Source organism: Flavobacterium fluviatile (assembly GCF_010645065.1).
GTDB classification, from domain to species: Bacteria; Bacteroidota; Bacteroidia; order Flavobacteriales; family Flavobacteriaceae; genus Flavobacterium; species Flavobacterium fluviatile.
Genome location: NZ_JAADZW010000026.1, coordinates 23,295 through 46,687 on the forward strand (window position 1 = coordinate 23,295; position 23,393 = coordinate 46,687).

The 23,393-nt window shown below is 35.7% G+C and carries 26 protein-coding genes; 4 read left to right on the forward strand and 22 right to left on the reverse strand.

Annotated elements, in window-relative coordinates:
• Positions 1-216 precede the first annotated feature (216 nt).
• A complete protein-coding gene (locus GXM17_RS18685; protein ID WP_163401064.1) occupies positions 217-885 on the forward strand; it encodes a ribonuclease HII in 669 nt (222 codons plus the stop codon).
• Between the two features lie 53 nt (positions 886-938).
• Here the strand turns inward: GXM17_RS18685 and GXM17_RS18690 are convergent, their stop codons facing one another.
• The 15 genes from GXM17_RS18690 to GXM17_RS18760 form a co-directional block, all read right to left on the reverse strand.
• Positions 939-3,314: a TonB-dependent receptor gene (locus GXM17_RS18690; protein ID WP_163401065.1), complete on the reverse strand. Its 2,376-nt coding sequence runs from the start codon at positions 3,312-3,314 to the stop codon at positions 939-941.
• A 65-nt stretch (positions 3,315-3,379) separates the two neighbouring features.
• Positions 3,380-3,961 carry a Crp/Fnr family transcriptional regulator gene (locus tag GXM17_RS18695; RefSeq protein WP_208796464.1) on the reverse strand — a complete coding sequence of 194 codons (582 nt, stop codon included), beginning with the start codon at positions 3,959-3,961 and terminating at the stop codon, positions 3,380-3,382.
• A 140-nt stretch (positions 3,962-4,101) separates the two neighbouring features.
• Positions 4,102-4,953 (reverse strand): nuclear transport factor 2 family protein, encoded by an 852-nt coding sequence (locus GXM17_RS18700; protein WP_163401066.1) that lies wholly within the window; start codon positions 4,951-4,953, stop codon positions 4,102-4,104.
• 130 nt (positions 4,954-5,083) lie between these two features.
• The gene (locus GXM17_RS18705; RefSeq protein ID WP_163401067.1) at positions 5,084-5,824 is read right to left on the reverse strand and encodes an SDR family oxidoreductase; all 741 of its coding nucleotides are present in this window, start codon (positions 5,822-5,824) and stop codon (positions 5,084-5,086) included.
• A gap of 64 nt (positions 5,825-5,888) precedes the next feature.
• A complete protein-coding gene (locus GXM17_RS18710) occupies positions 5,889-6,464 on the reverse strand; it encodes a Crp/Fnr family transcriptional regulator (protein WP_163401068.1) in 576 nt (191 codons plus the stop codon).
• Between the two features lie 16 nt (positions 6,465-6,480).
• Entirely contained in the window at positions 6,481-7,179 is a 699-nt protein-coding gene (lipB, locus tag GXM17_RS18715; protein WP_163401069.1) for a lipoyl(octanoyl) transferase LipB, read from the reverse strand.
• A gap of 205 nt (positions 7,180-7,384) precedes the next feature.
• The gene (locus GXM17_RS18720; protein WP_163401070.1) at positions 7,385-8,836 is read right to left on the reverse strand and encodes an aryl-sulfate sulfotransferase; all 1,452 of its coding nucleotides are present in this window, start codon (positions 8,834-8,836) and stop codon (positions 7,385-7,387) included.
• Positions 8,833-9,510 carry an SCO family protein gene (locus GXM17_RS18725; RefSeq protein ID WP_163401071.1) on the reverse strand — a complete coding sequence of 226 codons (678 nt, stop codon included), beginning with the start codon at positions 9,508-9,510 and terminating at the stop codon, positions 8,833-8,835. The genes GXM17_RS18720 and GXM17_RS18725 overlap by 4 nt, the downstream gene beginning before the upstream one ends.
• Entirely contained in the window at positions 9,488-10,102 is a 615-nt protein-coding gene (locus GXM17_RS18730; protein WP_163401072.1) for a toxin-antitoxin system YwqK family antitoxin, read from the reverse strand. The genes GXM17_RS18725 and GXM17_RS18730 overlap by 23 nt, the downstream gene beginning before the upstream one ends.
• 217 nt (positions 10,103-10,319) lie before the next feature.
• Complete coding sequence (locus GXM17_RS18735) at positions 10,320-11,081, reverse strand: YHYH protein (RefSeq protein ID WP_163401073.1); 762 nt, start codon at positions 11,079-11,081, stop codon at positions 10,320-10,322.
• A 61-nt stretch (positions 11,082-11,142) separates the two neighbouring features.
• Positions 11,143-11,613 (reverse strand): Spy/CpxP family protein refolding chaperone, encoded by a 471-nt coding sequence (locus GXM17_RS18740; RefSeq protein WP_163401074.1) that lies wholly within the window; start codon positions 11,611-11,613, stop codon positions 11,143-11,145.
• Between the two features lie 5 nt (positions 11,614-11,618).
• On the reverse strand, positions 11,619-11,891 hold the full coding sequence (locus GXM17_RS18745; RefSeq protein WP_163401075.1) for a hypothetical protein: 273 nt from the start codon (positions 11,889-11,891) through the stop codon (positions 11,619-11,621).
• Between the two features lie 19 nt (positions 11,892-11,910).
• Positions 11,911-12,459, reverse strand: a complete 549-nt coding sequence (locus GXM17_RS18750; RefSeq protein ID WP_163401076.1) for an RNA polymerase sigma factor — start codon at positions 12,457-12,459, stop codon at positions 11,911-11,913.
• Between the two features lie 126 nt (positions 12,460-12,585).
• A complete protein-coding gene (locus GXM17_RS18755) occupies positions 12,586-13,038 on the reverse strand; it encodes a hypothetical protein (protein WP_163401077.1) in 453 nt (150 codons plus the stop codon).
• Positions 13,039-13,052: 14 nt separating this feature from the next.
• Entirely contained in the window at positions 13,053-13,418 is a 366-nt protein-coding gene (locus GXM17_RS18760; protein WP_163401078.1) for a hypothetical protein, read from the reverse strand.
• Positions 13,419-13,710: 292 nt separating this feature from the next.
• Here GXM17_RS18760 and lysS point away from each other — a divergent pair, with 292 nt between their 5' ends.
• Together lysS and GXM17_RS18770 are read left to right on the forward strand one after the other, a co-directional pair.
• A complete protein-coding gene (gene lysS / locus GXM17_RS18765) occupies positions 13,711-15,414 on the forward strand; it encodes a lysine--tRNA ligase (protein WP_163401079.1) in 1,704 nt (567 codons plus the stop codon).
• 142 nt (positions 15,415-15,556) lie between these two features.
• Positions 15,557-15,790, forward strand: a complete 234-nt coding sequence (locus GXM17_RS18770) for a hypothetical protein (protein WP_163401080.1) — start codon at positions 15,557-15,559, stop codon at positions 15,788-15,790.
• A gap of 7 nt (positions 15,791-15,797) precedes the next feature.
• On the opposite strand, the gene GXM17_RS18775 is transcribed toward GXM17_RS18770, so the two are convergent.
• The 7 genes from GXM17_RS18775 to GXM17_RS18805 all read right to left on the reverse strand — a co-directional run bounded on the left by GXM17_RS18775 (position 15,798) and on the right by GXM17_RS18805 (position 22,435).
• On the reverse strand, positions 15,798-16,391 hold the full coding sequence (locus GXM17_RS18775; protein ID WP_163401081.1) for a hypothetical protein: 594 nt from the start codon (positions 16,389-16,391) through the stop codon (positions 15,798-15,800).
• Positions 16,392-16,706: 315 nt separating this feature from the next.
• Positions 16,707-17,732: a 2-hydroxyacid dehydrogenase gene (locus GXM17_RS18780; RefSeq protein ID WP_163401082.1), complete on the reverse strand. Its 1,026-nt coding sequence runs from the start codon at positions 17,730-17,732 to the stop codon at positions 16,707-16,709.
• Between the two features lie 33 nt (positions 17,733-17,765).
• Positions 17,766-18,011, reverse strand: a complete 246-nt coding sequence (locus tag GXM17_RS18785) for a DUF6755 family protein (protein WP_163401083.1) — start codon at positions 18,009-18,011, stop codon at positions 17,766-17,768.
• A 20-nt stretch (positions 18,012-18,031) separates the two neighbouring features.
• Entirely contained in the window at positions 18,032-18,547 is a 516-nt protein-coding gene (locus tag GXM17_RS18790; protein WP_163401084.1) for a Rieske (2Fe-2S) protein, read from the reverse strand.
• Positions 18,548-18,558: 11 nt separating this feature from the next.
• Positions 18,559-19,128, reverse strand: coding sequence for a 4Fe-4S dicluster domain-containing protein (locus tag GXM17_RS18795; protein ID WP_163401085.1), 570 nt, complete (start codon positions 19,126-19,128; stop codon positions 18,559-18,561).
• Positions 19,129-19,144: 16 nt separating this feature from the next.
• Entirely contained in the window at positions 19,145-21,361 is a 2,217-nt protein-coding gene (locus tag GXM17_RS18800; RefSeq protein WP_163401086.1) for a molybdopterin oxidoreductase family protein, read from the reverse strand.
• 24 nt (positions 21,362-21,385) lie between these two features.
• Entirely contained in the window at positions 21,386-22,435 is a 1,050-nt protein-coding gene (locus GXM17_RS18805; RefSeq protein ID WP_163401087.1) for an MFS transporter, read from the reverse strand.
• Between the two features lie 379 nt (positions 22,436-22,814).
• Here GXM17_RS18805 and GXM17_RS18810 point away from each other — a divergent pair, with 379 nt between their 5' ends.
• On the forward strand, positions 22,815-23,270 hold the full coding sequence (locus GXM17_RS18810; protein WP_163401088.1) for a hypothetical protein: 456 nt from the start codon (positions 22,815-22,817) through the stop codon (positions 23,268-23,270).
• The last annotated feature ends 123 nt before the right edge of the window (positions 23,271-23,393 follow it).

A 23,393-nucleotide genomic window follows, 5' to 3' on the forward strand; every position in this document is an offset into this window, starting at 1 on the left:
AAATAAATCGTTGATAAATATACAACAAAAAAATAAATTTAAACATTTAACAAAAATTTAACTTATTGAAGTTTAAAAAAATTAACCTCGTTAAAAAAGTTGATTTATTTTACTGATATCATAAAATGATACTATAGAATTTATCAGATCGACAAATCATCTTATTATTTTTTTATTGATCATATTTTTGGATATTTGTCATATCAAATCCAAACAATGCTTCATAAGAATTTCTCAGGACATATTTTCGAAACCGGAACAGATGAAGCCGGAAGGGGATGTCTGGCAGGTCCCGTTACAGCTGCAGCTGTGATTTTGCCTGCTAACTTTGAACATCCATTGTTAAATGACAGCAAACAATTATCCGAGAAAATAAGAGAATCCTTAAAACCTGTTATTGAGGAAAATGCTGTTTGTTTTGCCGTAACGCATTTGCATCCGGATGAGATTGACGAAATTAATATCCTGAATGCTTCAATGAAAGGAATGCAGGAATGCATCCTGAAATTAAAACAGGTTCCGGAATTTATTATTGTGGATGGAAACCGCTCACTGAATGCAAAACTGGGCCTGAAAAATACTCTTGGAAGACAATTCTCTGCTACAGAAATCGAGTTATTAAAATCAATTCCGAATCAAAGCATTATAAAAGGTGATTCAAAATTTTTAAGTATTGCCGCAGCTTCAGTACTTGCAAAAACGTACCGTGATGAATTCATGAACGAAATCCACAAAGAATTCCCGATGTATAACTGGAAACAAAATAAGGGTTACCCTACCAAAGAACACCGAGAAGCCATAAAAAAATACGGAACTACTAAATACCACCGAATGAGTTTCAGACTTCTGCCGGAACAGTTGGAACTCGATTTTTTTGAGCTATAAAAAAGACCTGTCAGTAAATGACAAGCCTTATTTATTTATTAAAATCTGATAAACTAAAACTGATATTTATATCCAAAATCCGGTGAAAAACCAATTTGATCTTTCTGGTTTACACTATTGGTCAGCCTGTTATATTCCATCGTAAAAATATTGGTATGATTGGTAACATTTTGAAGATCGATGTAAAACTGATGAAATCTCTTTTTGGTTTTGCTATTAATTTTAAAGCCAAACTTCATGTCTAATCTTAAATACGGATCATATTGCTGGCTAAACGCATTAGCATCATCCCTGATTTCATAGCCTGCATCATTTGAAGCTTGCAAATCTACAGGCGTATAATAGCGTCCTCCTGCTGTGGTAAATTTAGTATCAATAGAAAAAACATTTGTTCTTGCCTTACCCACTTTAAACTCTTTTCCTCCTAAAACATTAAATACATATCCATTGTTAAAAGGAGAATTTCTCTCAATTCCGTCACTTCCTTTAAATTTGCTTTCAAATAGAGAAGTCGTACACAAAGCATAGTAACCATCGCTAAAAGATTTCTCAAGCGTAAACTCAATTCCCTGATTAAAGCCTTTTCCGTTACTTACCAAAGAAGTCTTGTCTATAGAATAGCCATAATCTGCTCCTTCTGTTAAGGATGAATAGCTGCTCGGAAACGATTCAACACCAGCTTTGGCAATATCCTGGTAATAAACCTCTGCTTTTCCGCGCCATCTTTTTGCAATTCTTACCTCATAGCCTAAAACAAAATGCTGACTTTGAACCAAATCTAAATCCTTATTGGTTTGAAGCGGAACTCCATTTATATTTTCGTTCAGAAATAAAATAGGTACAGGGACGTTTTGATGATGAATTCCGTAGCCAAAATTTATGCTGTTTCTCCCATTGATTGCATAAGAAAATGCTGCTCTGGGTTCAATTGCAAATTCCTCATTTATTGAAAAATACTGCCCGTGGACACCTCCGTTAAAAGTAAGCTTTTCAGTTAACCTAAACTGAGCCTGAGCATAAGGCTGAACAATATTGTAATTGGCCCTGGTAGAAATGAGCTGTACTAAATCAGGATATCCGTCGCCATCATTGTCCTGCTGTCTGTCTCTTGATGCGACATTGGAATCGAGATTGTAATTTTCGAAAAGCAATCCTGTCCTTATGGTTATCTTTTTATTTATTTTTGAATTGAATAAGGTCGAAAATGTGATTCGGTTTTCGTTATTATCATTATCCTGAAAGCGTAATTTATTTTCTTCTGGCGTACCGTAATCATAATAACGATCATTTTTATAGGTATTGGCAGAATTTGCAAATCCCACAATTGTTTTTAAATAAGAATTGTCCCCGATATCCAGATTGTGTTTTAATCCGACAGAAGTAAAATCTGAAGTTACATAGCCATCTTCATCTTTGGCAGCAAATGGGTCATCCTTATCAATATCTTCTCCCAAAAAATCGATGTTTGACGCTCCATAAATTCCAAAAATAGAGAAATTCCCTATTTTATGTTTTCCAAAATCAACATTAAAACTGATATCATGGTAATTGGGTTGTGCAGCTGTACCGGCCAGACCTGTAACGCCAACGAAACCATAACGGGCAGCGGCAAGAAAAGAACCACCGGTTTTACCTAAAGGTCCTTCGGCCATGGCTTCTACTCCCGGATACGCTCCCACGCTCACCATATATTCGTAATTATCCGGATTTCCTTTCCTGAATCCCAGATCAAAAACACCCCCAATTGCGTTTCCGTATTCTGCAGGAAAAGCAGAAGTCAGAAAATCTGAATTTGCTAAAAGATTCGGATTTAATGCTGAAACAGGCCCGCCTGTAGTGGCTAAAGTTGCAAAATGATTTGGATTTGGAACCGGAATCCCCTCTACACGCCATAACATTCCGGATGGTGAATTTCCGCGAACTACAATATCATTACGGGTATCATCACCCGTCGAAACCCCTGCAAAATTAGACACTAAACGTGCCACATCGCTTCGGCCTCCGGAAAAACGATTTACTTCTTCGGGACTGAATTGTTTGGTTGAAACTATAGCCATTTTGTTAACAGGCTTAGATTTGTTGGAACTCGAAGAAACAACGATTTCATCAAGCGTATTAAACTTTTCAATCATTGATACGGTTATGACAATATCTTTTCCTGAAGTTACATCTATATCAGAAACCGAAGTGCTTTCGTATCCAATAAGAGTGATGGTTAGATTTTGTCGGCCTGTCGGGACGTTTAGAATTTTAAAATTTCCCTCCTCATCAGAGGTTTCCTGAATATTTTCTGTACCAACTAATTCAATTATAGCACCTGAAAGAGGCTTTTCAGATTGTTTGTCAATTACTTTTCCCTTGACAACTCCAGTCTGAGCATAAATACACAGACTTAAAAAACTCAAAAAAATCAGAAATATACTTTTCATTTTTGTTCCTTTAGGATTATAAAAGCAAAAGTAAAAAGCCCAAATTTTTTAAAAATTGACTTTCGTTAAGATTTACTGTTTAATGTTATCCGGGTTCTGATCCGGCTTAAACTTTCGGGCTTTACGCCTAAATAACTGGCAATGTACTTAAGAGATACCCTTTCGACTACTTTAGGACGGTGTTTAATTAAAGCCAGATAGCGCTCTTCGGGACTCAAGAGCGTCATGGACATTCCTTTTCCGGTTAATCCTTTTATGGTCCTTTCCATCATTTCCCTCAAGAAACCATTAAAAACAGGATATTGGATTACTAATTTGTCAAAATCTTCTTTATAAGCCAAAAAAAGATCACAATCTTCCAGGGCTTCGATATTCAACCTCGAAGGTTTTCCATACAAATAACTTTCAAAATCAGCATACCAGCCATTTTCAAAGAAAAAATTACCTGTTGATTCTACCCCGTCAATTAAATAATAATGGCGTATGCATCCTTTTTCAATAAAAACACCAAAATTGCAAAACTGGCCTTCCACTAACAGGTGCTCGTTTTTTTTTAGCTTTTTAAATTTCAGTATTTTTCTAAAAGCTTCACTTTCTTCTTCTTTTAATTCAATAAACTTAGATAAATCGTCTATTACACTTTGCATAATTTGAAAAGTTATATGAACTTGATTTTCAGCAATAACCGAAAATATTTTAAAAAAAATGTTCGAAAAATTCTTACTAAACAAAAATACACAATTTGGTAAAGAACTAGATAATTAAAATAAGGATTTAAAAAAATATTTTATTTTTTACTTTTCAAAAACTCAGCAAATAGTTTAGTATCAAAATAAAAAGACCTGATTGCAGTAATTTTTCCGTCTTTTAAATCAAAATGCTCGGAAACTGGCATTGAAAGTGTCTTACCGGATTTTTTTGATTTGCATTTTATGGTAAAATAAATAATCACTTCATTTTTGGTTGCATCGCTAAAATAGACCGGTTCTTTTTCTATCTGCCTATCGAAGAATTCATTTGATTTTACAAACATTTTAGTCCATTCATCATAACCTTTATATGTTCCGCCGTATGGAAGTCCTTCTGCCTGGTTATAAACTGCATTTTCTTGAATTAAAGTCTGCATTGTAGTTAAATCGCTGGTTTTAAAAAGGCAATCAAAATATTTTGAAACGACTTTAAAATTATCCGCTTCCAGATTTTTCAAAACATCATCCTCTGACAAAGCCACATCCTTATCCCAAAAACCTATAATTTTACTTACCTGACCTTTTCCGTTTAACCGGGCGAAATCGCGTCCTGACATTATGGGTTTATTTTTAGAATCCTGAATTTTCCAGTCCCAGGTTACATAATTATCTTTTACGGTTTTGGGTCCCGATGTTAATACAGCATCCGGGAATTTTTTGTAAAATTCGCTGATAACATTATTTAATGCGGCAATGCCTTTTATTGACGCTGAAGGATCTTCAAAAGTGCTATTTTCGAGCCATATTATTTTTATCAGTTTTAATCTTGCATCGCTATTTTTCTCCTGCCATACTTTTTCATAAACCGTAACCGGATATAATTTGTCCTTTTTTTGAGCCAAAAGACCATTAAGTACAAAAAGGAAACAGATAAAGTAAATTTTTCTCATAAGTCAGACACATTAGATTAATAAAACTTGTACAGAATGTATAAACTCAAATTTACCACAAATACAGAAAAGAATTGCAACAAATCCGTAATTTACTTTCAGGTCTAACTTATTTCAAAAAAACGATATTTCAGTTCACATTATTTATTTTTTTGAAAGCAAATTTGGGAGTTAATCTGTAAATAAAATAGAGGAGCTTGACTTTCGAAATCCTGATTTCAGTTTTATTTCTGCTAATTCCTTTTAGCATTTCAGAAACTGCTTTTTCAGGTGTTATGGCTATTTTAGGAGGATTTCCATCGTGCCATGGAGTATCAACAGCCGGAAATAGTACTTCTATGATCTGAATGTTTTCCTCTTTAAGCTGATATCTCAAAACCTGTGTAAAAGAATGCAATGCTGCTTTAGCCGAATTGTAAAAAGTATAAACTGCTCTTGGCACATACACCAAACCTGTTGTTATATTTATGATTTTAGGATGGCTGTTTTGAATTAATACCGGATATAATAATTTAGTGAGACGAAGCGGGGCAATAAAATTTGTGGAAATCTCTTTATTCAGATTTTCTAAAGCGAAGGCATCTTCAATAAAATTGTTTCTCGTTACAATTGCGGCATTATTGATCAAAACATTAGCATCAGGATGATTTTCTATAATCCAGTCTGCGAAAGATTTACATGCTGTTTCGTGAGCGATATCACATTGGTAAATAATAAGATTTGGTAATTTTTTTTGTGCAGCGGTAAGTTTCTCCAAAGAGCGTGAACAGGTAATTACTTTATTTCCGCTTTCTATAAGCTGTCTGCAAATCTCGAAGCCAATACCTGAACTTCCACCGGTAATAATGACAGTACTGTTTAAGATTTTCATAACTTGTTTTTTACAATTATGAATCAAAAATAGTTTACTGTCTGAAGGCCTGCATTGACCTATGTTAACTCTTGCGTTTTCTTTTGAGCCTGCTTAGGGACTCGGGCTGAATCCCTAAATAAGAAGCTATGATCTGTTGTGAAACACGATTTTCAATATTTGGAAATTCTGCTACAAAAATTTCATATCGTTTTTCTGCGTCCAAAAGGAGTAATTCTCTTTCGCGCTTTTCTTTAGTACAAAAGGCTTTTTCAAGAATGTGAACTAAAAAGGCATTCCAAAACGGATTCCTTTCTTTTATGTTTAACCAATCTGTATAATTAATCTCAAAAATTTCAGCATCTTCCAGTGCTTCAACAGAAAAATAAGATGCTGTATTATAAATCATAGCCGAATAAGAACTGATAAAATTCTTTTCGCTTATAATATTTTTCGTGAATTCGTTTCCGTTTTCGTGAGTATAAACATATCGAAACAAACCTTTGATCACAAAAGCCATTTTACGCGGAATCTGGCCTTCACTGATAAAATAATTTCCTTTATGAATAATTCTATGTTCTGATATATTTGCCAACTCCTTTAATTCCTTTTCAGGAAGGCCTAGCTGATCTAAAAATGATTTTTTACATTCATTTTCCATGCCTGAATTACTTTTGTTAAACAAATTCGGCTTCGAATAACTCAGTAAGATGTTTGATGATTTTGGCTTTCACCTCTTCTTCATCAACTTTTTCAACACCAAGTTCTACATTTAAAGAAGTAACTCCCTTTCCGCGAATTCCACACGGAATGATATTATCGAAATACCCTAAATCGACATTTACGTTTAAGGCAAATCCGTGCATGGTGACCCAGCGGGATGCGCGAACACCCATTGCGCAGATTTTACGTGCAAACGGAGTTCCAACATCAAGCCATACGCCGGTTTCTCCATCGCTTCTGCCTGACTCTAAACCGTATTCTGCTAAAGTCAGAATAATAGATTCTTCTAAAAAACGCAGGTATTTATGAATATCGGTAAAGAAGTTTTCCAGATCCAGAATAGGATAACCCACGATTTGTCCGGGACCATGATAGGTAATATCGCCGCCACGGTTGATTTTATAGAAAGTCGCACCTTTGGCTTCGAGCTGTTTTTCGCTTAATAATAAATTTTCAAGATCACCACTTTTCCCTAAAGTGTAAACATGCGGATGCTCTACAAATAATAAATAATTTGGTGTTGGCCAATCGGTTTCCTCTCTCCTGTTTTGAATTTTCAAATCGACAACTCCTTTGAATAATTCTTCTTGGTACTCCCAAGATTCTTTGTAATCTTTAGTTCCTAAATCTTGAAGTTGAATGGTCTTATTCATTTTTGTCATGGCTAGGAGTGGCGAGGGATCCTATTTTGTTCGTTATTTCGAATTGCAAAGTTACAAAGGATAGATTTAAGATTAGTATTTACCAATGTAGATTTTTGAATTAATATAATAGTCCACCCATGAATCAACTTTTCAGCATGATTACACTAAAAAGAGTTTTTTTTAAGTAAAATAATTGAATGTTATGAGCAGCAGTCTATTTACAAGAGGCCGAAATTAAGTTCACATCTTCAATTATATTACCCGAAGTCAAAGTATGTCCCGAAAAACCGCTGAAGGTTTTAGGATAAAATGTACTTCTAAAAACTAGATTTTGTCCTACGGTCGCATTTTGTTTTAAAATCCCCGAAGAAGAAACTGGATTAACATACTGCCAAACTATAGTCCCAGAGCTATTTACCTCAGTAAATGTTCCCGCAGGGCCATTACAAAAAAGAACATTGCCGTTAGACAGCTGCTGCGAACCAGAAATGTTTTGTGCATACATTGCATTCGGATTGCCATAGTTATAATTCCATGAAGTAGCCGCAGGAGCATAGGGTAAAGTTTGGGTGTAATTATATCCACTCACAGGTGGTTTGATAATTTCTATTGTCGAATAATTACCTCCGGTTCTTCCGTTTCCATTATTAAAAATCATAATTTGGTTCTCAAAAGGAAATCCCGATTCAATCCAATAGGCGTTGTGTTGCCCGAATAATTGGGTTGTCGTTCCCGTATTATAGGCCAACGGATTTCCCCAGCGATAAATCAAATCCCCTCCTTTGCCAGAATTTCCACCCGTATGTCCTTTTGCTTGAGCCGTAGTGGTGCTATGGTCAATAATCCAAACTTCATTAAAAGAGTGGGAACTTACTAAGATTTGGTCTAAAGCCGCATTGTAATCTACTGAATTCAAATGAATCCAATCTTGATTAGTGGCACTCGCATTGTAATTCAAATTAATCAAATTTGGCGAGGAAGCTATGGTGCCATAATTGGATTTAGCCACATCATAATCTTGAACCAGATGATCCCACAAATGCCATTCCCACACAACTGTTCCTCCCGAAATGCCCGTTGGTTTGACTTCTATAATTTGCTCACTCCAAACGGTAGCGGGTACCAAATTTGGATTTCGCCCTTGGGCAATGGCTTCGGTATTCGTTTTAGATTCCCAAGCGATGATTAGGATATTTCCGTTAGGCAGTGCTTTTACATCATGATGCTGGCATTGCAGTGCATCCGAAAGTGTATAGGTCCAAGTGACGTTGCCGTTCCAGTCTATTTTTTCAATAATTCCGCCTTTTCCGCCTGCATTAAATGTCGCATTATTCGCATTTCCTGTTCGTAATAAACTTCCATCTGGCAATAAATAGCAGGATTGTCCTGGTCGATAATTGCTAGGCCATGTTTTTACCTGTTTGCCGCATTTATCAATTAAATAGGTGGTCGTACTCCCAATGGGTGCAAACAAAACATAACCCGCATCGAATGTTCCCGCTTCGTGTCGAATTAAACCCACTGTATTTGAAACCGATGGCACTTCGGGAGTGGTGGGCACTTCAACAACACTATCGTTAGTAGAGCTACAAGAAAGTAGCATTAAAAAAAACAAGAAAGCAGCGGTGCTAATTAAATTTTTACTATATAAATTGTGATAAATCATAATGGTTTTTTTTGTAACTTTTCTTTTTTAAGCGTAATAATATCTTCGATAATTCGGTCCATTTCGATGGGCAGAGTTCCATTATATACACCGCGAATACGGCGTTTACCATCGACCAAAATAAAATTTTCGGTATGCAAAAAATCATTCAATTTGCCATAATAGCCTATGGAATCCCCGGCAAAGTATTCCCTCTTGGCAATGGTATAAATCGCGTTTTTATCTCCTGTTAATAAGTGCCATTTGCCCGAAATACACCCTTTTTCTTTAGCATAATTTTTTAATACTTCAACAGTATCTTTTTCGGGAGTTACCGAATGAGAGAGCAGTAACATCTCAGCATCATTCGCAAATTTATCTTGTAGGATTTTCATGTTATCAGTCATTTTTGGGCAGATACTACCACAACTGGTAAACATAAAATTGGCTACATAAATTTTGCCCTCCACCGTTTTTTCGGTAACCGGTTCACCTTCCTGATTCGTAAACGAAAATTCAGGAATCGTATGGATTTTATCATAGTTGGGACTATCGGCACTAATCCATTCAGGAGTGAATTCAGCAGAGTTGTAAAAAGGCATGCCTTCTTCCTCTTGCTGTTTATTAGCACAGGAGCCTAATAAAAAAATTGAGGTTATTACGCCTAAAATTTTATAATTTATCTGTATTTTCATAAGGATTCTTGCATAATTTAATTCCGATTAATCCGTATTTCTTGCCGTTTTTGATAACAAAATTGGCACGGACACTGCCATCTTCATACCACAAGCGCTCGCTTCCTTCTTCGTAGCCTTTTTTGTAATGAAACCACTTAAACAATTGCCCCGTCGCATACCATTCTTTGACTTCTCCTTCTAGTTCGTCATTATAAAACGGATAGGTATATTTAGGTTTTCCGTTTTCCCACCAACCTTTATGCAATCCTTCTTTTTTATTGGCAACATAGAGGCGTTCCTCGGCTAAGATTCCATTGGAATACCACTGCTTCTGTATTCCTTCGAGCATACCCTTTAAATAGGATTTTACAAAGGCAGTATCTTTTGAGGGATACAAGACGTATTGTTTACCCGAAAATTTTTCGTTATTAAACAGCAGGGTGTCTTGTTTAAAATAAAAACCTTCATCAGTAGCTAGTTTGTAAATCGAAGGTATTTTTTGAGCGAGTCTTTTGGGTACTTCATTTGGGCTTTGATTACAACTTATAATGAACAAGCATACAAAAAAAGGAAAGGTTATTTTTTTAAAAAAATCTTCTTTTAAATCCATTTGATTTCTGTTTTGAATCACAACCGACAAGCATTTACAAAGCAAATCCATAACTTTTAAAACTTTGCGTCCTTATGTCCAATATCATCGTTCAATATTATTAATTTAAGCTTTTCTTATATGATTTCTCCATCGTCGAAATGACAAAACTAGATGTTTTTTCTCTTGGCTTAATGGCATAACCTTTTGTGTCTTCGCGGTGAAAAAAGTAAAGAAACTAATTAGAAACGGTTCCTGGGGTGCCATAAAATCCGTTCCCATTAATATAAGGATCGGTATTGGTTATATGATAATGATAAATCCCGTTTGGATAATCGGTGGTTACACCAGTATGTCCATGATAAATATCTAAGCCAGTAACGGCAGCTCCGTTTTCTTCCGGACCATACACAGCGAAGCCATCCAATAGAAACCCCATCAAGGCTTCTTTGCCTTTGGTTTGAGTCAAATAAGAAGGTTCAACGTGATAATGGTACATTCCAGTGGCTTGCGGATGTCCCCAATATTGATCGAATGATGTAATTTCATTTGTCAAAGGCTGATTAGGGCCTGCATATTGATTAAAAAACGGCACACCGTTTACAGCAACTCCCATGGCGCCTAATGGTGTAGAAGCATGTGTAGTGGCTGCAACAGGATGTAATGGAATTTTATAGGTATAGGCTAAATTTAAACCTATCGTATTCGGATTTTTACGAAAAGTAGTGCCGCCAAAAGTAGTGCCGCTGAAACTTTCATATTTAGCATTCGTTGTGGGATAATAGACACTTTTGTGGTCTGGCTGACCATTGGTTTTTATAGTTATATAAGTTCCATCTGAAGTGATGCTCGATGCTCCATATATTTTTTTATATACCTCAGGTACTGCATTTGAAACATCTGGTGAGTCAGGTCCTGAGGAATCCTCATCAGAATTACTACAAGCAAAAAATAAAACGACACATAAAGTAGGAATAAGCAAAAAGAGTGACTTTTTCATAATTTTTAATTTGTTTATATTCCTTTAGACGAAAGTTTTATTTAATTCATGCGCGGTTTTACTAATTTTTTTTTGGATGGAGGTTTTGCTGTGGAATTTTTTCAGCCAATTCAATCATTAAATCCTTGAAATCTCCTCTTTGTTCGGGCGTATTACAAATTTTTCTGATTTGCTTAAAGTGTTCAAATCTTGCCAATTCAATTTGTTGTTGCAAATCGCCCAAAACGCTAATCAAACTGTCTTTTACTTTTAAATCTACTTCTGATTGACTTAGCTGTAAATAGAGATTTTCTTTGGTGTGTTGGATTTCGTCTTCCACAACATTAATTTTATCCTTGTGCTCTTCTATTATGACATGAAATTCTTTCCGTTGCTGTTCATCAAAATGGAGTCTTTCCATAATCATCACACGCGGGCCATTGCGAAGACCTCTTGACTCTCTTGGTTTCATAATCATAAAAAAAAAGATGATACTCAAATTTAGAATAACGAGTATAATAACAGCATAGCTTAATACTTTTATCTTATTCATAATTCTTATTTGTAAAATGAGTTTGTATCAGCGATTAGGGCAACTAAAGCTTTTTCTTGTCTATTTTTTTCCACTTCCAATTCGTTTATAACGACCTTGACATTAAGGCCTAACAATAACAATAAGGAAGCGGCCGCGAGCCCTATCCATTTAGTTTCAATGGTATTTTGCGCATTCATTTGGGACTGAATTCTGGCATACAATCCGTCACTAGGTAGTACTTTAACGATTTGATCTGTACTGTCTATAATTTCGTTTATCCAATTTTCCTTTTCCATAGTATTTAGACGCTATTTTTTATTTTTTCTTGTGGTATTCTTCAAATTTATTTCCTAATTTTTTCTTGAGATTCTCTTTTGCTCTAAAAAGAAGCGATTCTATCGAGGAAACACTAAGCTCCATAATCGTCGCTATTTCAGGATTACTTAACCCATCTATTTTAGACAAGATAAAAGCCGTTTTTTGATTTTCATTCAACTGATTGATGACTTCAAAGAGTATTTTAGATTTCTCTTTATTTTCCAATAAAATGCCGGGATGCTCAAAATTAGACGTATTTTGGATTTCATATTCGTCTTCCGAACGCTTTCCGAAAATAAAGAAACGCTTTTGGCTTTTTTTATGTTTTAAAAAATCCAAACTTTTATTGATGGTCATACGGTAAATCCAGGTTTTTAAGCTGGATTCTTGTTTGAAAGTATCGATGCTTTGAAAAAGTTTTACAAAAACATCTTGGGTAATTTCTTCGGCATCTTCAATGTTCTGAACATAACTCAGAGCCACGTTATACACGAGGGTTTTATATTGAGCATAAAGTTCTGAAAAAGATTCCTGTTTTGAAATCATTTATTATTAAGGTTATTTCATAATTGGACTAGCCGTTGCTAGGAAAGGTTTAATTAGAAACAAATAAAACCCCGCATTAAGCAGACCTTACTTTATTCCGATCTGTTTATTTTAGCTTTTTCCTTATCAATGTTCAAATAATACATCATCACTATCCTTAATCGTGTATTTAAATAAGTTGCTGGATAGCTTTTTGAATTTTGAATGGTATAAACCTTCCAGACAACTTTCCGTTTTAAATTCTTCTTTGCTTTTTATTTTCCAGCTTTTGTCGAAATAGATTATTCTAAATCCTATTTCTCCATTACTTGCACCACACCTTCCACAATAATTATGATTAGAAATACCACGAAAGGAATAAATTACTCGACTTTCATTTTCATCATGATACGAACTATAAAAAGTATTACCTCCGTAACCAGAAAAAAGCTTAACCAAGTCAATTTGAGTGCCATTTGGCAGTTTTACATATTCATGATGTTGACCAATAGCAATATTGTTTGAATGAATTATAATTTTAGGTTTTTTATTTTTAAAATCGAAAATTCCAGTTAAAGTGTTGCTTTGGTCGTGGCACAACGATTAAAAGTCAGTTATTCTTCATATTTTGAGTTTTCATACAGACTGTCAATTTTTGAAGAACTTGTATTTATTATATACACAGATTTTTGTGCAGCCGAATGGTTTTTACCGTAGTTAAACAGTTTTATATCGCATTTATTCGAAAAACCCGTTAGATAAATTTTGATTTTATACTTGTCATAATAGTACCAGCCATCAATGTAATTATCATACATATCACAATCTGTAATTTTTTTATTTTCAAGAAATAAGGTTATCGCACTACCACTAATTGTTCCTTTAACTAAAATTGAATTTTCGTCTTTTTCAACTATTTGGATTTGATTTTGCGAAAAAACAACAGAAGCGAAAATCAGTAAAAGAAATAATAACTTCATCGTACGTGTTGGTTTAAAAGTTATTCAAACAAATATACGTGAATTGGGTTTACTTTTGATTATTGTATTATAAAACGAACTATTGTAATATAGACCCGATAGAAGTGAAAATCCTTTTATGCCGGGGTTCGGCATAAAAGATTATAACGGATAGCGGGACAAAAGATAATTTAAAAACGATTTTTCTGCTTCTGATAAAAAACATTGCTCTTTTCTAAAACTTTAGACTTGATGACTTTGCAACTTTGCGACTTAAAAACTATCTTTGCACACTTAAAAAACAGAGCACAAAATGGCATTATCAGAACAAGAAATCATCAGAAGAGAAAAACTTCAAAACTTACGCAACTTAGGAATCAATCCTTATCCGGCTAATCTTTTTCCTGTAAATCATACTTCGAAGCAGATAAAGGAAACTTTCGAAGAGGGTAAGAAGGTGGTTGTTGCGGGACGTTTGATGAGTGTTCGTGATCAGGGTAAAGCTTGTTTTGCTGAATTGCAGGACAGCGAAGGACGTATCCAATTGTACGTAAACCGTGATATTTTGTGTGAGGGTGACGATAAAACGTTGTACAATCAGGTTTTCAAAAAGTTAACCGATTTGGGAGATTTTATTGGTATTGAAGGTGAATTGTTTACGACTCAGGTTGGTGCACAATGTATTCGTGCAACTGGTTTTACTTTCCTGAGTAAAACGCTGCGTCCGCTTCCGTTGCCAAAAGTTGACGAAGAAGGAAACGTGTACGATGCATTTAACGATGCTGAGTTACGTTACAGAATGCGTTATGTGGATTTAACAGTAAATCCGCAGGTTAAAGAAACTTTTCTTAAGCGTACAAAATTATTTAGTGCGATGCGTGGTTATTTTAACGATGCGGGATACCTTGAAGTTGAAACTCCGGTTTTACAGCCTATTGCGGGTGGTGCAGCGGCGCGTCCGTTTATTACGCATCATAATTCGCTTGATATTCCGCTTTACATGCGTATTGCGAACGAATTGTATTTGAAAAGATTAATTGTTGGTGGATTTGAAGGTGTTTATGAGTTTTCGAAAAACTTCCGTAACGAAGGTATGGACAGAACGCATAATCCAGAATTTACTGCAATGGAAATATATGTAGCTTACAAAGACTACAACTGGATGATGGAATTTGCAGAAGGTTTACTGGAGCATTGTGCAATTGCTGTAAACGGAACCAGCGAAGTTACTTTTGGCGAGCACACCATCAACTTTAAAGCGCCTTACGCCCGTGTTACCATGACCGATTCTATCAAACATTTTACTGGTTTTGATATTTCCGGTAAAACAGAACAGGAATTGTTTGAAGCAGCACGCGGAATGGGAATCGAGGTTGACGAAACAATGGGTAAAGGAAAACTGATTGATGAGATTTTTGGAGCAAAATGTGAAGGAAATTATATTCAGCCAACTTTCATTACAGATTATCCAAAAGAAATGTCGCCGCTTTGTAAAGAGCACAGAGATAATCCGGATTTGACGGAGCGTTTTGAATTAATGGTTTGCGGTAAAGAAATCGCAAATGCTTATTCTGAATTAAATGACCCAATTGACCAAAGAGAGCGTTTTGAAGACCAGATGCGTCTTTCTGAAAAAGGGGATGATGAAGCCAACGGAATTATCGACGAAGATTTCTTAAGAGCGCTTGAGTACGGTATGCCTCCAACCTCCGGAATGGGAATTGGAATGGATCGTTTGATTATGTATTTGACAAATAACGCTTCTATTCAGGAAGTTTTATTGTTCCCGCAAATGCGTCCTGAGAAAAAACAAGCTCAGATTGAACTCTCTGATGAGGAGAAATTCATTATTGACTTGCTTACCAAAAATGAAAATAAAATGGATCTTCAGCAATTAAAAATTACGGCGAATTTAAGCGGTAAAAAATGGGATGCGTCTATGAAGAATTTATCTAAACACGGTTTGACTAAGGTTGCTGTTGAGGGTGAGTTTAAGTTTGTGGAGTTGGTGGGGTAAATTCCAAAGTTTATAAATTGCTTCGCCTGTTCCTTAAGGATCGCCAAATTCCAACGGTTAATAATATCAAACCCGACAAGTTTTAAACTTGTCGGGTTTTTGATTAAATTTATATAACTTTGATTTATTAAATCATATCATTATGAGCACTTTAGAATTAAAATTAGAAATATTTGACAAACTCAAAAATATTGAAGATGTAAGTTTGTTGGAAAAAATTAAAAATCTTCTCAAAAATGTAGATACTTCTGATGTTTATCAATTTGAGCAATACGAATTAGACATGCTCAAAGAAAGTGAAGAAGATATAAAATGTGGCAGGGTTATTTCTCAGGAAGATTTAGACAAAGAAGATTTAGAATGGCTATCAAAATAAAAAATTTCTAAAACGAATAACTCTCCAGTTTCTTCCCTTCAATATCCAAAACCTTTGAACTTTCTTTCGGAAAATCGCCTTTATGTTCCGGCTCAATAGATGGATTTGAAGGATATTTTCCATTGCTGAATTTTACATGATGAAACTTTCCGCCGCTTTCCATGATTAAATCGTAAACCTTTTCAGTTGGAGTTGTGGTGACATAAATCGGGAAATCGGTTACGGTAAAAGAATTCATCAGGCTTCCGTCATTGTTTAAAATATAACCTGAACAGCCTCCGCTTCCGCAGAAATAGGAATTGGAAAAGCCTACCAAATATTCGTCTTTTTGGTCATTGTTCAAATCGAAAGCTTCGTAGTAAAAGTAGCGGTCTTCTTTTGTCATTGCCGGAAGATCTTTTTTTAATAAAACCTGCAATTGCTTGCGAATCAATTCGACTGCTTCGTCTTTTGACGGAGCATCACTTACATCAGCTGTACCGCCTAGTGTTTTAGACAAAGTGTCCTGAACAATCGTTTTAATGATATTTTTTTTCTGGTCTTTGTTTTGACAGGAATATAATATTGAAATTCCGATTAGCATTAAAATTATGCGTTTCATGATCTGCTATTTAAATTCTTATAATGAATTAAATTACAAAAAATATTCGACAAAAATAAACCCGACAGGCTTTTAAAACTTGTCGGGGTCTGAAAACGTATTTAAATCTGAACTGACTCGTTGGGTGAAATTGAACAAAATAGCTTCATTCAAGCATTAAATCTAATTTGATCTGCGAAAATCCTTTAAAATCTGCGTGAAATACTTTTGCGTATTAATTTTTCACGCAGATTTACACAAATTAAAACAGATTTAGACAGATTTATATCAAGCTGATGGGATAGAATTGGAAAAGAAATAATTTCACCCATCGGGTTAAACTAATAACGCAGCTTTATTTTCGATATCATTATGCGCTAGAAGCGATTTTATATTATTAAAAGTGACCAACGCAATTTGCGTCAAAGCTTCATTGGTAAAAAATGCCTGATGTGCCGTAACCAAAACATTCGGAAAACTCATTAAACGCTGGATTGCATCGTCCTGAATAATATCTTCTGATAAATCTTTGAAAAACAGTTTTTCTTCCTGTTCGTAAACATCGATTCCGAGATAACCGATTTTTCCTTCTTTCAACCCCTGAATTACACAGGCAGTTTCGATTAATCCGCCACGGCTGGTGTTGATAATCATTACATGTTCTTTCATTAAAGCAATAGAGTCTTTATTGATGACATGCCTGGTCTGATCATTCAGCGGACAATGCAGCGAAATGATATCACTTGTTTTAAAAATATCTTCTAAACCTACAAAAGAAACACCGTTTTTGATCATTTCGTCATTATCAACAATATCATACGCTAATACTTTACACCCAAAACCCAAGGCAATTTTAGCGAAAGCTTTCCCTATATTTCCGGTTCCGATGATTCCGATTGTTTTTCCGAATAAATCAAAACCCAATAAACCGTTTAAGGAAAAATTCTGTTCACGAACTCTGTTGTAGGCTTTATGTGTTTTTCGGTTTAAGGTTAAAATCATTGCCATGGCGTGTTCGGCAACTGCCTGAGGGGAATAAGCCGGAACACGACAGACTTTTATATTGTATTTTTTTGCTGCTTCTAAATCTACGTTATTAAAACCTGCACAACGCAGAGCAATAATTTTTACATTTTTTTCTGCCAGCTGCCTGATGACTTCTTCATTGACAATATCATTTACAAAAACGCAGACAATTTCAGCGTTTTCGATCAAAATTACCGTTTGCGGATTCAGCTGTGTTTCAAAATAATCCAACTCATAATTAAACTCAGTATTGTATTTATTGAAGAAAGTTTTGTCATACGGCTGGGTAGAGAAAAAAGCAATCTTTTTTGGGTTGTAAATAGAATTTAAGCTCATAATTATTGTTTTAAAATTTTGATTAACTATCTGTTATTTCTTAAAATTTCCTTTCGGTAAATAATACAGCCAGCTAAAACCAATCAAAAACAATATTAAAGAAGCCACAAAGGCAGGAATAAGGATTTCTTTATTGTTATCTAAAGCATTGTTCAAAGCTGCATACAACAGCCAAATCTGAATACTTACATTCAAAATTAAAATAAAAATTAATGACGAAAGAATTGCATTCAGCTTGTTCGGATTGGATTGGTTCTGACTTCTTCTAAAATTACTCATAATTGATCTATTTTAATGATTTATGCCGGATTTTTTTCCTGAACGGCAGCTTTTACATAAACATCATTGCCTTTGAAAAACACATCCAGACCTGGTAAAGCTCTTGGTGGCGGACCTGCAAGAACATCGCCTGTTTTGGCATCAAAAGAGCCTTCATGGCAGGGACAATGAATGATTCCGGTTCCGGGTTTGTAAAAAACAGAGCAGGAAAGATGCGTACATTTCTGTTCATACGCCTTAAAATCACCATTCTCCAAATGAATTAATATATACGGAATCGTACTGCCTTCGATTACAAAAGCACGCGTTCCTCCCACAGGGACTTCGTCTTTTTTACACACAAAATGATCGCCTTCGACTTGTTCTTTTGGGTATATATAAGCTTTTGCCGCAACTAAACCACTTCCTACCATTAATCCGCCGGAAACCAGGGTAAGGAATTTTGCGAAATCACGCCGGCTTACGCTGGTTGCCAGCTGTTTCTCGATCGGAAAGTCTTTTTTCCAGTTTTTATTTAGATTATCTTCTTTCGACATGAGTGTATTCTTTAGTAAATTATCAGTTCTGTACTTCCTTTAGGCATCATAATGTTTACTTTAGTATTGACTGTTTCTTTTCCGAATATGAAACTGTTTACCGGAGTACTGTTAGGGCGCATTTCCTGAATTTCCTCTTTCGTACCAAAAAACAAAGCACCACTTGGACAAACAGTTGCACACATCGGTTTTTTGCCCACGCTGGTTCTGTCGTAACACATGGTACATTTCATCATCAAATCGTAATTTTCTTCCTTTTTAGGCACACCAAAAGGACAGGCCATCACACAATTGGAACATCCGATACATCTTTCGGTATTGGCCGTATGAACGATTCCGAATTCGTCCTGAGATATTGCATCTGCCGGACAGACATTCGCACAGACAGGATCTTCGCAATGCATACACACCTGTACTGTTGTTTGTACGGTAGCAGCCCGATCTACATAATTAACGTGTATCATGGATTCCTGACCGTTAGTTTCGCACTCTGCACAGGCCAATTCACAAGCTTTACAGCCAATACAGCGCTGCATGTCTATAAAAAATTCTTCGTTTGTATTGAAACTGGTATAATTCATTAATTTGTTTTTTTAGTTAAATACTGGCGTAGGCTTTTGATTCACTTGCAGTTGGCGCAATTTCATTAAGAGGTTCCAAATGGCATGCACAAACCTTGAATTCGGGTATTTTGGAAATCGGATCCAGTGTTCCCGGTGTCAGTTGATTTGCCGATTTTTTTCCTGGCCAGTGGTACGGAATAAAAACAGTATCTTCTCTGATGGTTTCCACAATATTAGCCGGAAAAATTCCTTCTCCCCTTCTGGTTGAAACACGGACTAATTCTCTTTGTTTAATTCCGTATTGTTTCGCCATATTTGGATGGATTTCTACCAAAGGTTCCGGAAACTGATCGACTAATTTTCCTATTCTTCGGGTTTGCGTTCCACTCAAATATTGAGAAACTACACGTCCCGTTGTTAAAATTACGGGATAGTCTTCGTCAGTTACTTCACCCGGAAGTTTATATGGGGCGGGATTAAAATGAGCTTTGCCATCTGGTGTTTTGAATTTTCTGTCTTCCCACAAACGTGGTGTTCCCGGATGTCCTATCGTTGGACAAGGCCAAAAGACTCCCATTTCATCTTCCACTCTTTGATAGGTAATTCCGTAATAATCGGCTGTTCCTCCTTTTGATGCAACACGCAATTCATTAAAAATCGCTTCACTATTTTCATAGGTAAATTTGTCTTTCACACCCAAACGTTTTGCAATTTCCAAAATAATAGAAGTATCTGTTCTGGCATCACCCGGAGGGGTAACTGCCTGACGAATTCGGATTACTCTTCCTTCAGCAGAAGTTGTTGTTCCTTCTTCTTCTTCCTGCAAAGAACCTGCTAAAACAATATCGGCATGACGCGCTGTTTCGTTTAAGAAAAAATCTATACAAACGTAAAACTCTAATTTTTCTAAAGCTTCACGAACATAATTACTGTTCGGCAACGAAACCAGTGGATTGAAACAAATAGACAGCAGACCTTTGATTTCTCTTCTGTGAATGGCTTCTATAATTTCGTAAGCAGATAAACCTTTTCCGGGTAAGTCTTTCTCATTAATCCCCCAAACATCAGAAATATATTTACGGTGTTCCGGATTTTCAATATCTCTGTTTCCCGGCAACTGATCACATTTGTGACCGTGCTCTCTTCCTCCTTGTCCGTTTCCTTGTCCTGTGATGGTTGCATAACCACAATAGGGTTTACCGATTCTTCCTGTTGCTAAAACCAGATTGATACATCCCAAAACATTATCCACTCCTTTTGAATGATGTTCGATTCCACGGGCATGAAGCAGGAAACTCGTATTGGCTTTCCCCCATAACTCGGCTGCCTGTTGAATTTTTTCTTTTTTGATTCCGGTAATTTCTTCTGCCCACTCGAGTGTATTGTCTTTTACAGCCTCTAAAGTTTCCTGAAATCCCGAAGTATGATTGTTAATAAAATCATGATCCAGCAAATCATGGTCTGCCAGATATTTCAGCATCGCACCATACAAAGCCGAATCGGTTCCCGGACGCACATCCAAATGAATATCGGCAGTTCTCGCCAACGGGATTATCCTTGGATCAACAACAATTAATTTTGCTCCTCTGTCCCTCGCTTTCCAGATCCAGTGTGTCAGGGTTGGAAACGTTTCGCTTATATTTGCTCCGGCCACAATAATTACCTCAGCATATTCAAGATCAGAATAGTTATTGGAACCTCTGTCCAGACCAAAGGCTTTTTTATTTCCGGCTCCCGCGCTTACCATGCACAAACGTCCATTATAATCCAGGTTTTTTGTTTTTAAAGCGACTCTGGCAAATTTGCCTACCAAATAACTTTTTTCATTAGTCAATGAAACTCCAGAAAGCATCGAAAAAGCATCGTTACCATATTTTTCCTGAATACGTTGTATTTCTGAAACCGTTTTCTCCATTGCATCATCCCAGGAAGTGGGTACAAATCCCTGCCCTTCTACTCTTTTTAACGGACTCAAAAGCCTGTCAGGATGATTGTTCTGCAAATAACGCTGTACCCCTTTTGGACAAAGTCTTCCTTCGTTGAAAGGAAATTCCATCCAGGGTTCAAAACCAACCACTTTATTTTCTTTTACAGACAATTGGATTCCGCATTGCATTCCGCAAAAACAACAGTGGGTTTTGACCAGCTCATCCGGTTCGTCCCTTCCTTCATAACCTTCCTTTGGACTATAATTTTTATGAGGTCCAAAGAGTGAAACAATATTTTCTTCTGAAACAGGTAATTTTGCCATGTTTTTTATTTTTTCTTTAAAAAATTATCCAAATAAATTTCCACCATCCTGCCTTGCCCTTAAATGAGCCTGAGCCAATCGGGATCTTTTTCCTTCAGGACTTAAATCAAGGTGTGAAGTCCCGTCTTCATAAGTAAAATCGAAACCTAATTCTTTGGTTACTATTTTAAGATCGTCAATGTGCAGTTTTGTTGCAAACTCTTCGCCAGTGTGTGGACAAACAGCCATTCCTTTCTTCCTTCCTTCTTTATTATAGATATGAGCACCAATTTGTGCGGGACGCTGAATAATGTGAAAAAACTTCCCGAACGGAATCCAGATCAAAAACATAATTACCGTGACAGCATGAAGAACCGCCAAAAAGTCAAAAGCAAAACCCTTCATAAACTGATACGAATAGGTCAGTCCCAATCCCGTAACTGAAATAGCAATCAATAAAATAAGCGGCAGTAAATCTCCCTCAAAAGTCTGGGTAGCAATTAATCCGGGATTCGTCAATCGTCTTCTTAAATAATACACGGAACCAAAAATCACGAGATAAGAAGACCAGTTCAAAGCATGAAAAGTCAGGAATGCCATGATAGAATCCAGTTCGAAATCCATCACTTTGAAACCAAAAAAATGAGCTTCATAAACCGAAATAGAATTAGGAGCCATTGTAAAGTGAATCCATCCAAACGTAAGCGGAATAGTAATTAGAAAAGCAGACGTACAGCCTATTGCAATCATAAAATGCGCCATCCAGCGGTATTTTCCTCTTGGATAAATAAACTTCTGAAAAGCTATATTTTCAATAGTTTCTTTGGATGCAAACCAAAAATGAGAGAATACTTTTCCGGTGAATAAAAAAGTAATCCCTCTTTTAAAATAGATCCACGTTGGAGGTCTTTGCAGCCATACAGTATAGCGATACACAATACCGAAAAAAGCAAAAACAGTCCCGAAAAGATAGGTAATCAGTGCAGCATCAAAATTCTGCAGTTTCCTTGAACCATAAAAAACCAATACGATCATTAGTATTGAAAGTAATGTGGCAATGAGTAATGCTTTAGTATTAAAAGTCCTGTTTTTCATCCTTGATCATATTAAATACATACTTATATTTATATTTTCTATTTTTAAGTAAAAAAGAAAGATTTCTTCGGGAGTAAAAGTAAATAAAGAAAAACTAAGTAAAAATACCTAAGTATGTTTTTCAAACACAATAATGCTTAAAAATGTGATAATGTTACTAATTTAGAATATTTAAAAACAAAAAGCTACTTCCTAAAATAGGTTTATACTTATTTAAATACGTAGTTTATTCTGGACTGGGAAAGATCACCCATGAATTTATATTTAATACGAACCTTTTTTTCTATATTTTTTGTTAAACAATTACAATTCTGACTATCAGATTAAACCTATTGAATCCTCTAAAGTCTAATTGCAATAACCAATAAAAAAACAACTCATGAAAAAATTATTTATTGCGGCTTTACTATTCGTTGGAATAGCAAGTTTCGCACAAGATGGAGATGGCGGTGAAATGGATCAGAGACCAGCCCGTGAACAAAGAGAAAGAATGACTCCGGAACAGCGTAATGAAAAACAACTTAAAAAATTAACCTCTGACCTGACTTTAGATGCAAAACAGCAGGAACAAGTAAAGCAGTTAATTGCTGAAAGAAGTGCAAAAGCAGAAAAATTAAAAGAAGCCAGAAAAGAGCAAAGAGAAAAAGGCACCAAACTAACCGCTGAACAGAGAGAAGCTTTCAAAAAAGAAATGACAGCAGAAGCAGATGCAAACGATGCTAAAATGAAAGGAATTCTAACTGCCGAGCAATACACCAAATGGAAAAAAATCCAGGAGGAAAACAAAGATAAGGCAAAGGACAAAATGAGAGAATACAGAAAAAATAACGATTAAATCTAATCCAATAAAAAAGAGGCTGAACGCCTCTTTTTATTTAAAATGACACTATCCCAAAAAGTGTGTAAGTTGAAAAGTTTAGGCTTCGGTTTTTATAATCGGAGCCTTTTTTCAAATATA

Bases quoted from the DNA above. Each gene is read 5' to 3' on its own strand.
- GXM17_RS18685 (WP_163401064.1), top strand. From the start codon at position 217: ATGCTTCATAAGAATTTCTCAGGACATATTTTCGAAACCGGAACAGAT.
- GXM17_RS18690 (WP_163401065.1), bottom strand. From the start codon at position 3,314: ATGAAAAGTATATTTCTGATTTTTTTGAGTTTTTTAAGTCTGTGTATT.
- GXM17_RS18695 (WP_208796464.1), bottom strand. From the start codon at position 3,961: ATGCAAAGTGTAATAGACGATTTATCTAAGTTTATTGAATTAAAAGAA.
- GXM17_RS18700 (WP_163401066.1), bottom strand. From the start codon at position 4,953: ATGAGAAAAATTTACTTTATCTGTTTCCTTTTTGTACTTAATGGTCTT.
- GXM17_RS18705 (WP_163401067.1), bottom strand. From the start codon at position 5,824: ATGAAAATCTTAAACAGTACTGTCATTATTACCGGTGGAAGTTCAGGT.
- GXM17_RS18710 (WP_163401068.1), bottom strand. From the start codon at position 6,464: ATGGAAAATGAATGTAAAAAATCATTTTTAGATCAGCTAGGCCTTCCT.
- lipB (WP_163401069.1), bottom strand. From the start codon at position 7,179: ATGAATAAGACCATTCAACTTCAAGATTTAGGAACTAAAGATTACAAA.
- GXM17_RS18720 (WP_163401070.1), bottom strand. From the start codon at position 8,836: ATGATTTATCACAATTTATATAGTAAAAATTTAATTAGCACCGCTGCT.
- GXM17_RS18725 (WP_163401071.1), bottom strand. From the start codon at position 9,510: ATGAAAATACAGATAAATTATAAAATTTTAGGCGTAATAACCTCAATT.
- GXM17_RS18730 (WP_163401072.1), bottom strand. From the start codon at position 10,102: ATGGATTTAAAAGAAGATTTTTTTAAAAAAATAACCTTTCCTTTTTTT.
- GXM17_RS18735 (WP_163401073.1), bottom strand. From the start codon at position 11,081: ATGAAAAAGTCACTCTTTTTGCTTATTCCTACTTTATGTGTCGTTTTA.
- GXM17_RS18740 (WP_163401074.1), bottom strand. From the start codon at position 11,613: ATGAATAAGATAAAAGTATTAAGCTATGCTGTTATTATACTCGTTATT.
- GXM17_RS18745 (WP_163401075.1), bottom strand. From the start codon at position 11,891: ATGGAAAAGGAAAATTGGATAAACGAAATTATAGACAGTACAGATCAA.
- GXM17_RS18750 (WP_163401076.1), bottom strand. From the start codon at position 12,459: ATGATTTCAAAACAGGAATCTTTTTCAGAACTTTATGCTCAATATAAA.
- GXM17_RS18760 (WP_163401078.1), bottom strand. From the start codon at position 13,418: ATGAAGTTATTATTTCTTTTACTGATTTTCGCTTCTGTTGTTTTTTCG.
- lysS (WP_163401079.1), top strand. From the start codon at position 13,711: ATGGCATTATCAGAACAAGAAATCATCAGAAGAGAAAAACTTCAAAAC.
- GXM17_RS18770 (WP_163401080.1), top strand. From the start codon at position 15,557: ATGAGCACTTTAGAATTAAAATTAGAAATATTTGACAAACTCAAAAAT.
- GXM17_RS18775 (WP_163401081.1), bottom strand. From the start codon at position 16,391: ATGAAACGCATAATTTTAATGCTAATCGGAATTTCAATATTATATTCC.
- GXM17_RS18780 (WP_163401082.1), bottom strand. From the start codon at position 17,732: ATGAGCTTAAATTCTATTTACAACCCAAAAAAGATTGCTTTTTTCTCT.
- GXM17_RS18785 (WP_163401083.1), bottom strand. From the start codon at position 18,011: ATGAGTAATTTTAGAAGAAGTCAGAACCAATCCAATCCGAACAAGCTG.
- GXM17_RS18790 (WP_163401084.1), bottom strand. From the start codon at position 18,547: ATGTCGAAAGAAGATAATCTAAATAAAAACTGGAAAAAAGACTTTCCG.
- GXM17_RS18795 (WP_163401085.1), bottom strand. From the start codon at position 19,128: ATGAATTATACCAGTTTCAATACAAACGAAGAATTTTTTATAGACATG.
- GXM17_RS18800 (WP_163401086.1), bottom strand. From the start codon at position 21,361: ATGGCAAAATTACCTGTTTCAGAAGAAAATATTGTTTCACTCTTTGGA.
- GXM17_RS18805 (WP_163401087.1), bottom strand. From the start codon at position 22,435: ATGAAAAACAGGACTTTTAATACTAAAGCATTACTCATTGCCACATTA.
- GXM17_RS18810 (WP_163401088.1), top strand. From the start codon at position 22,815: ATGAAAAAATTATTTATTGCGGCTTTACTATTCGTTGGAATAGCAAGT.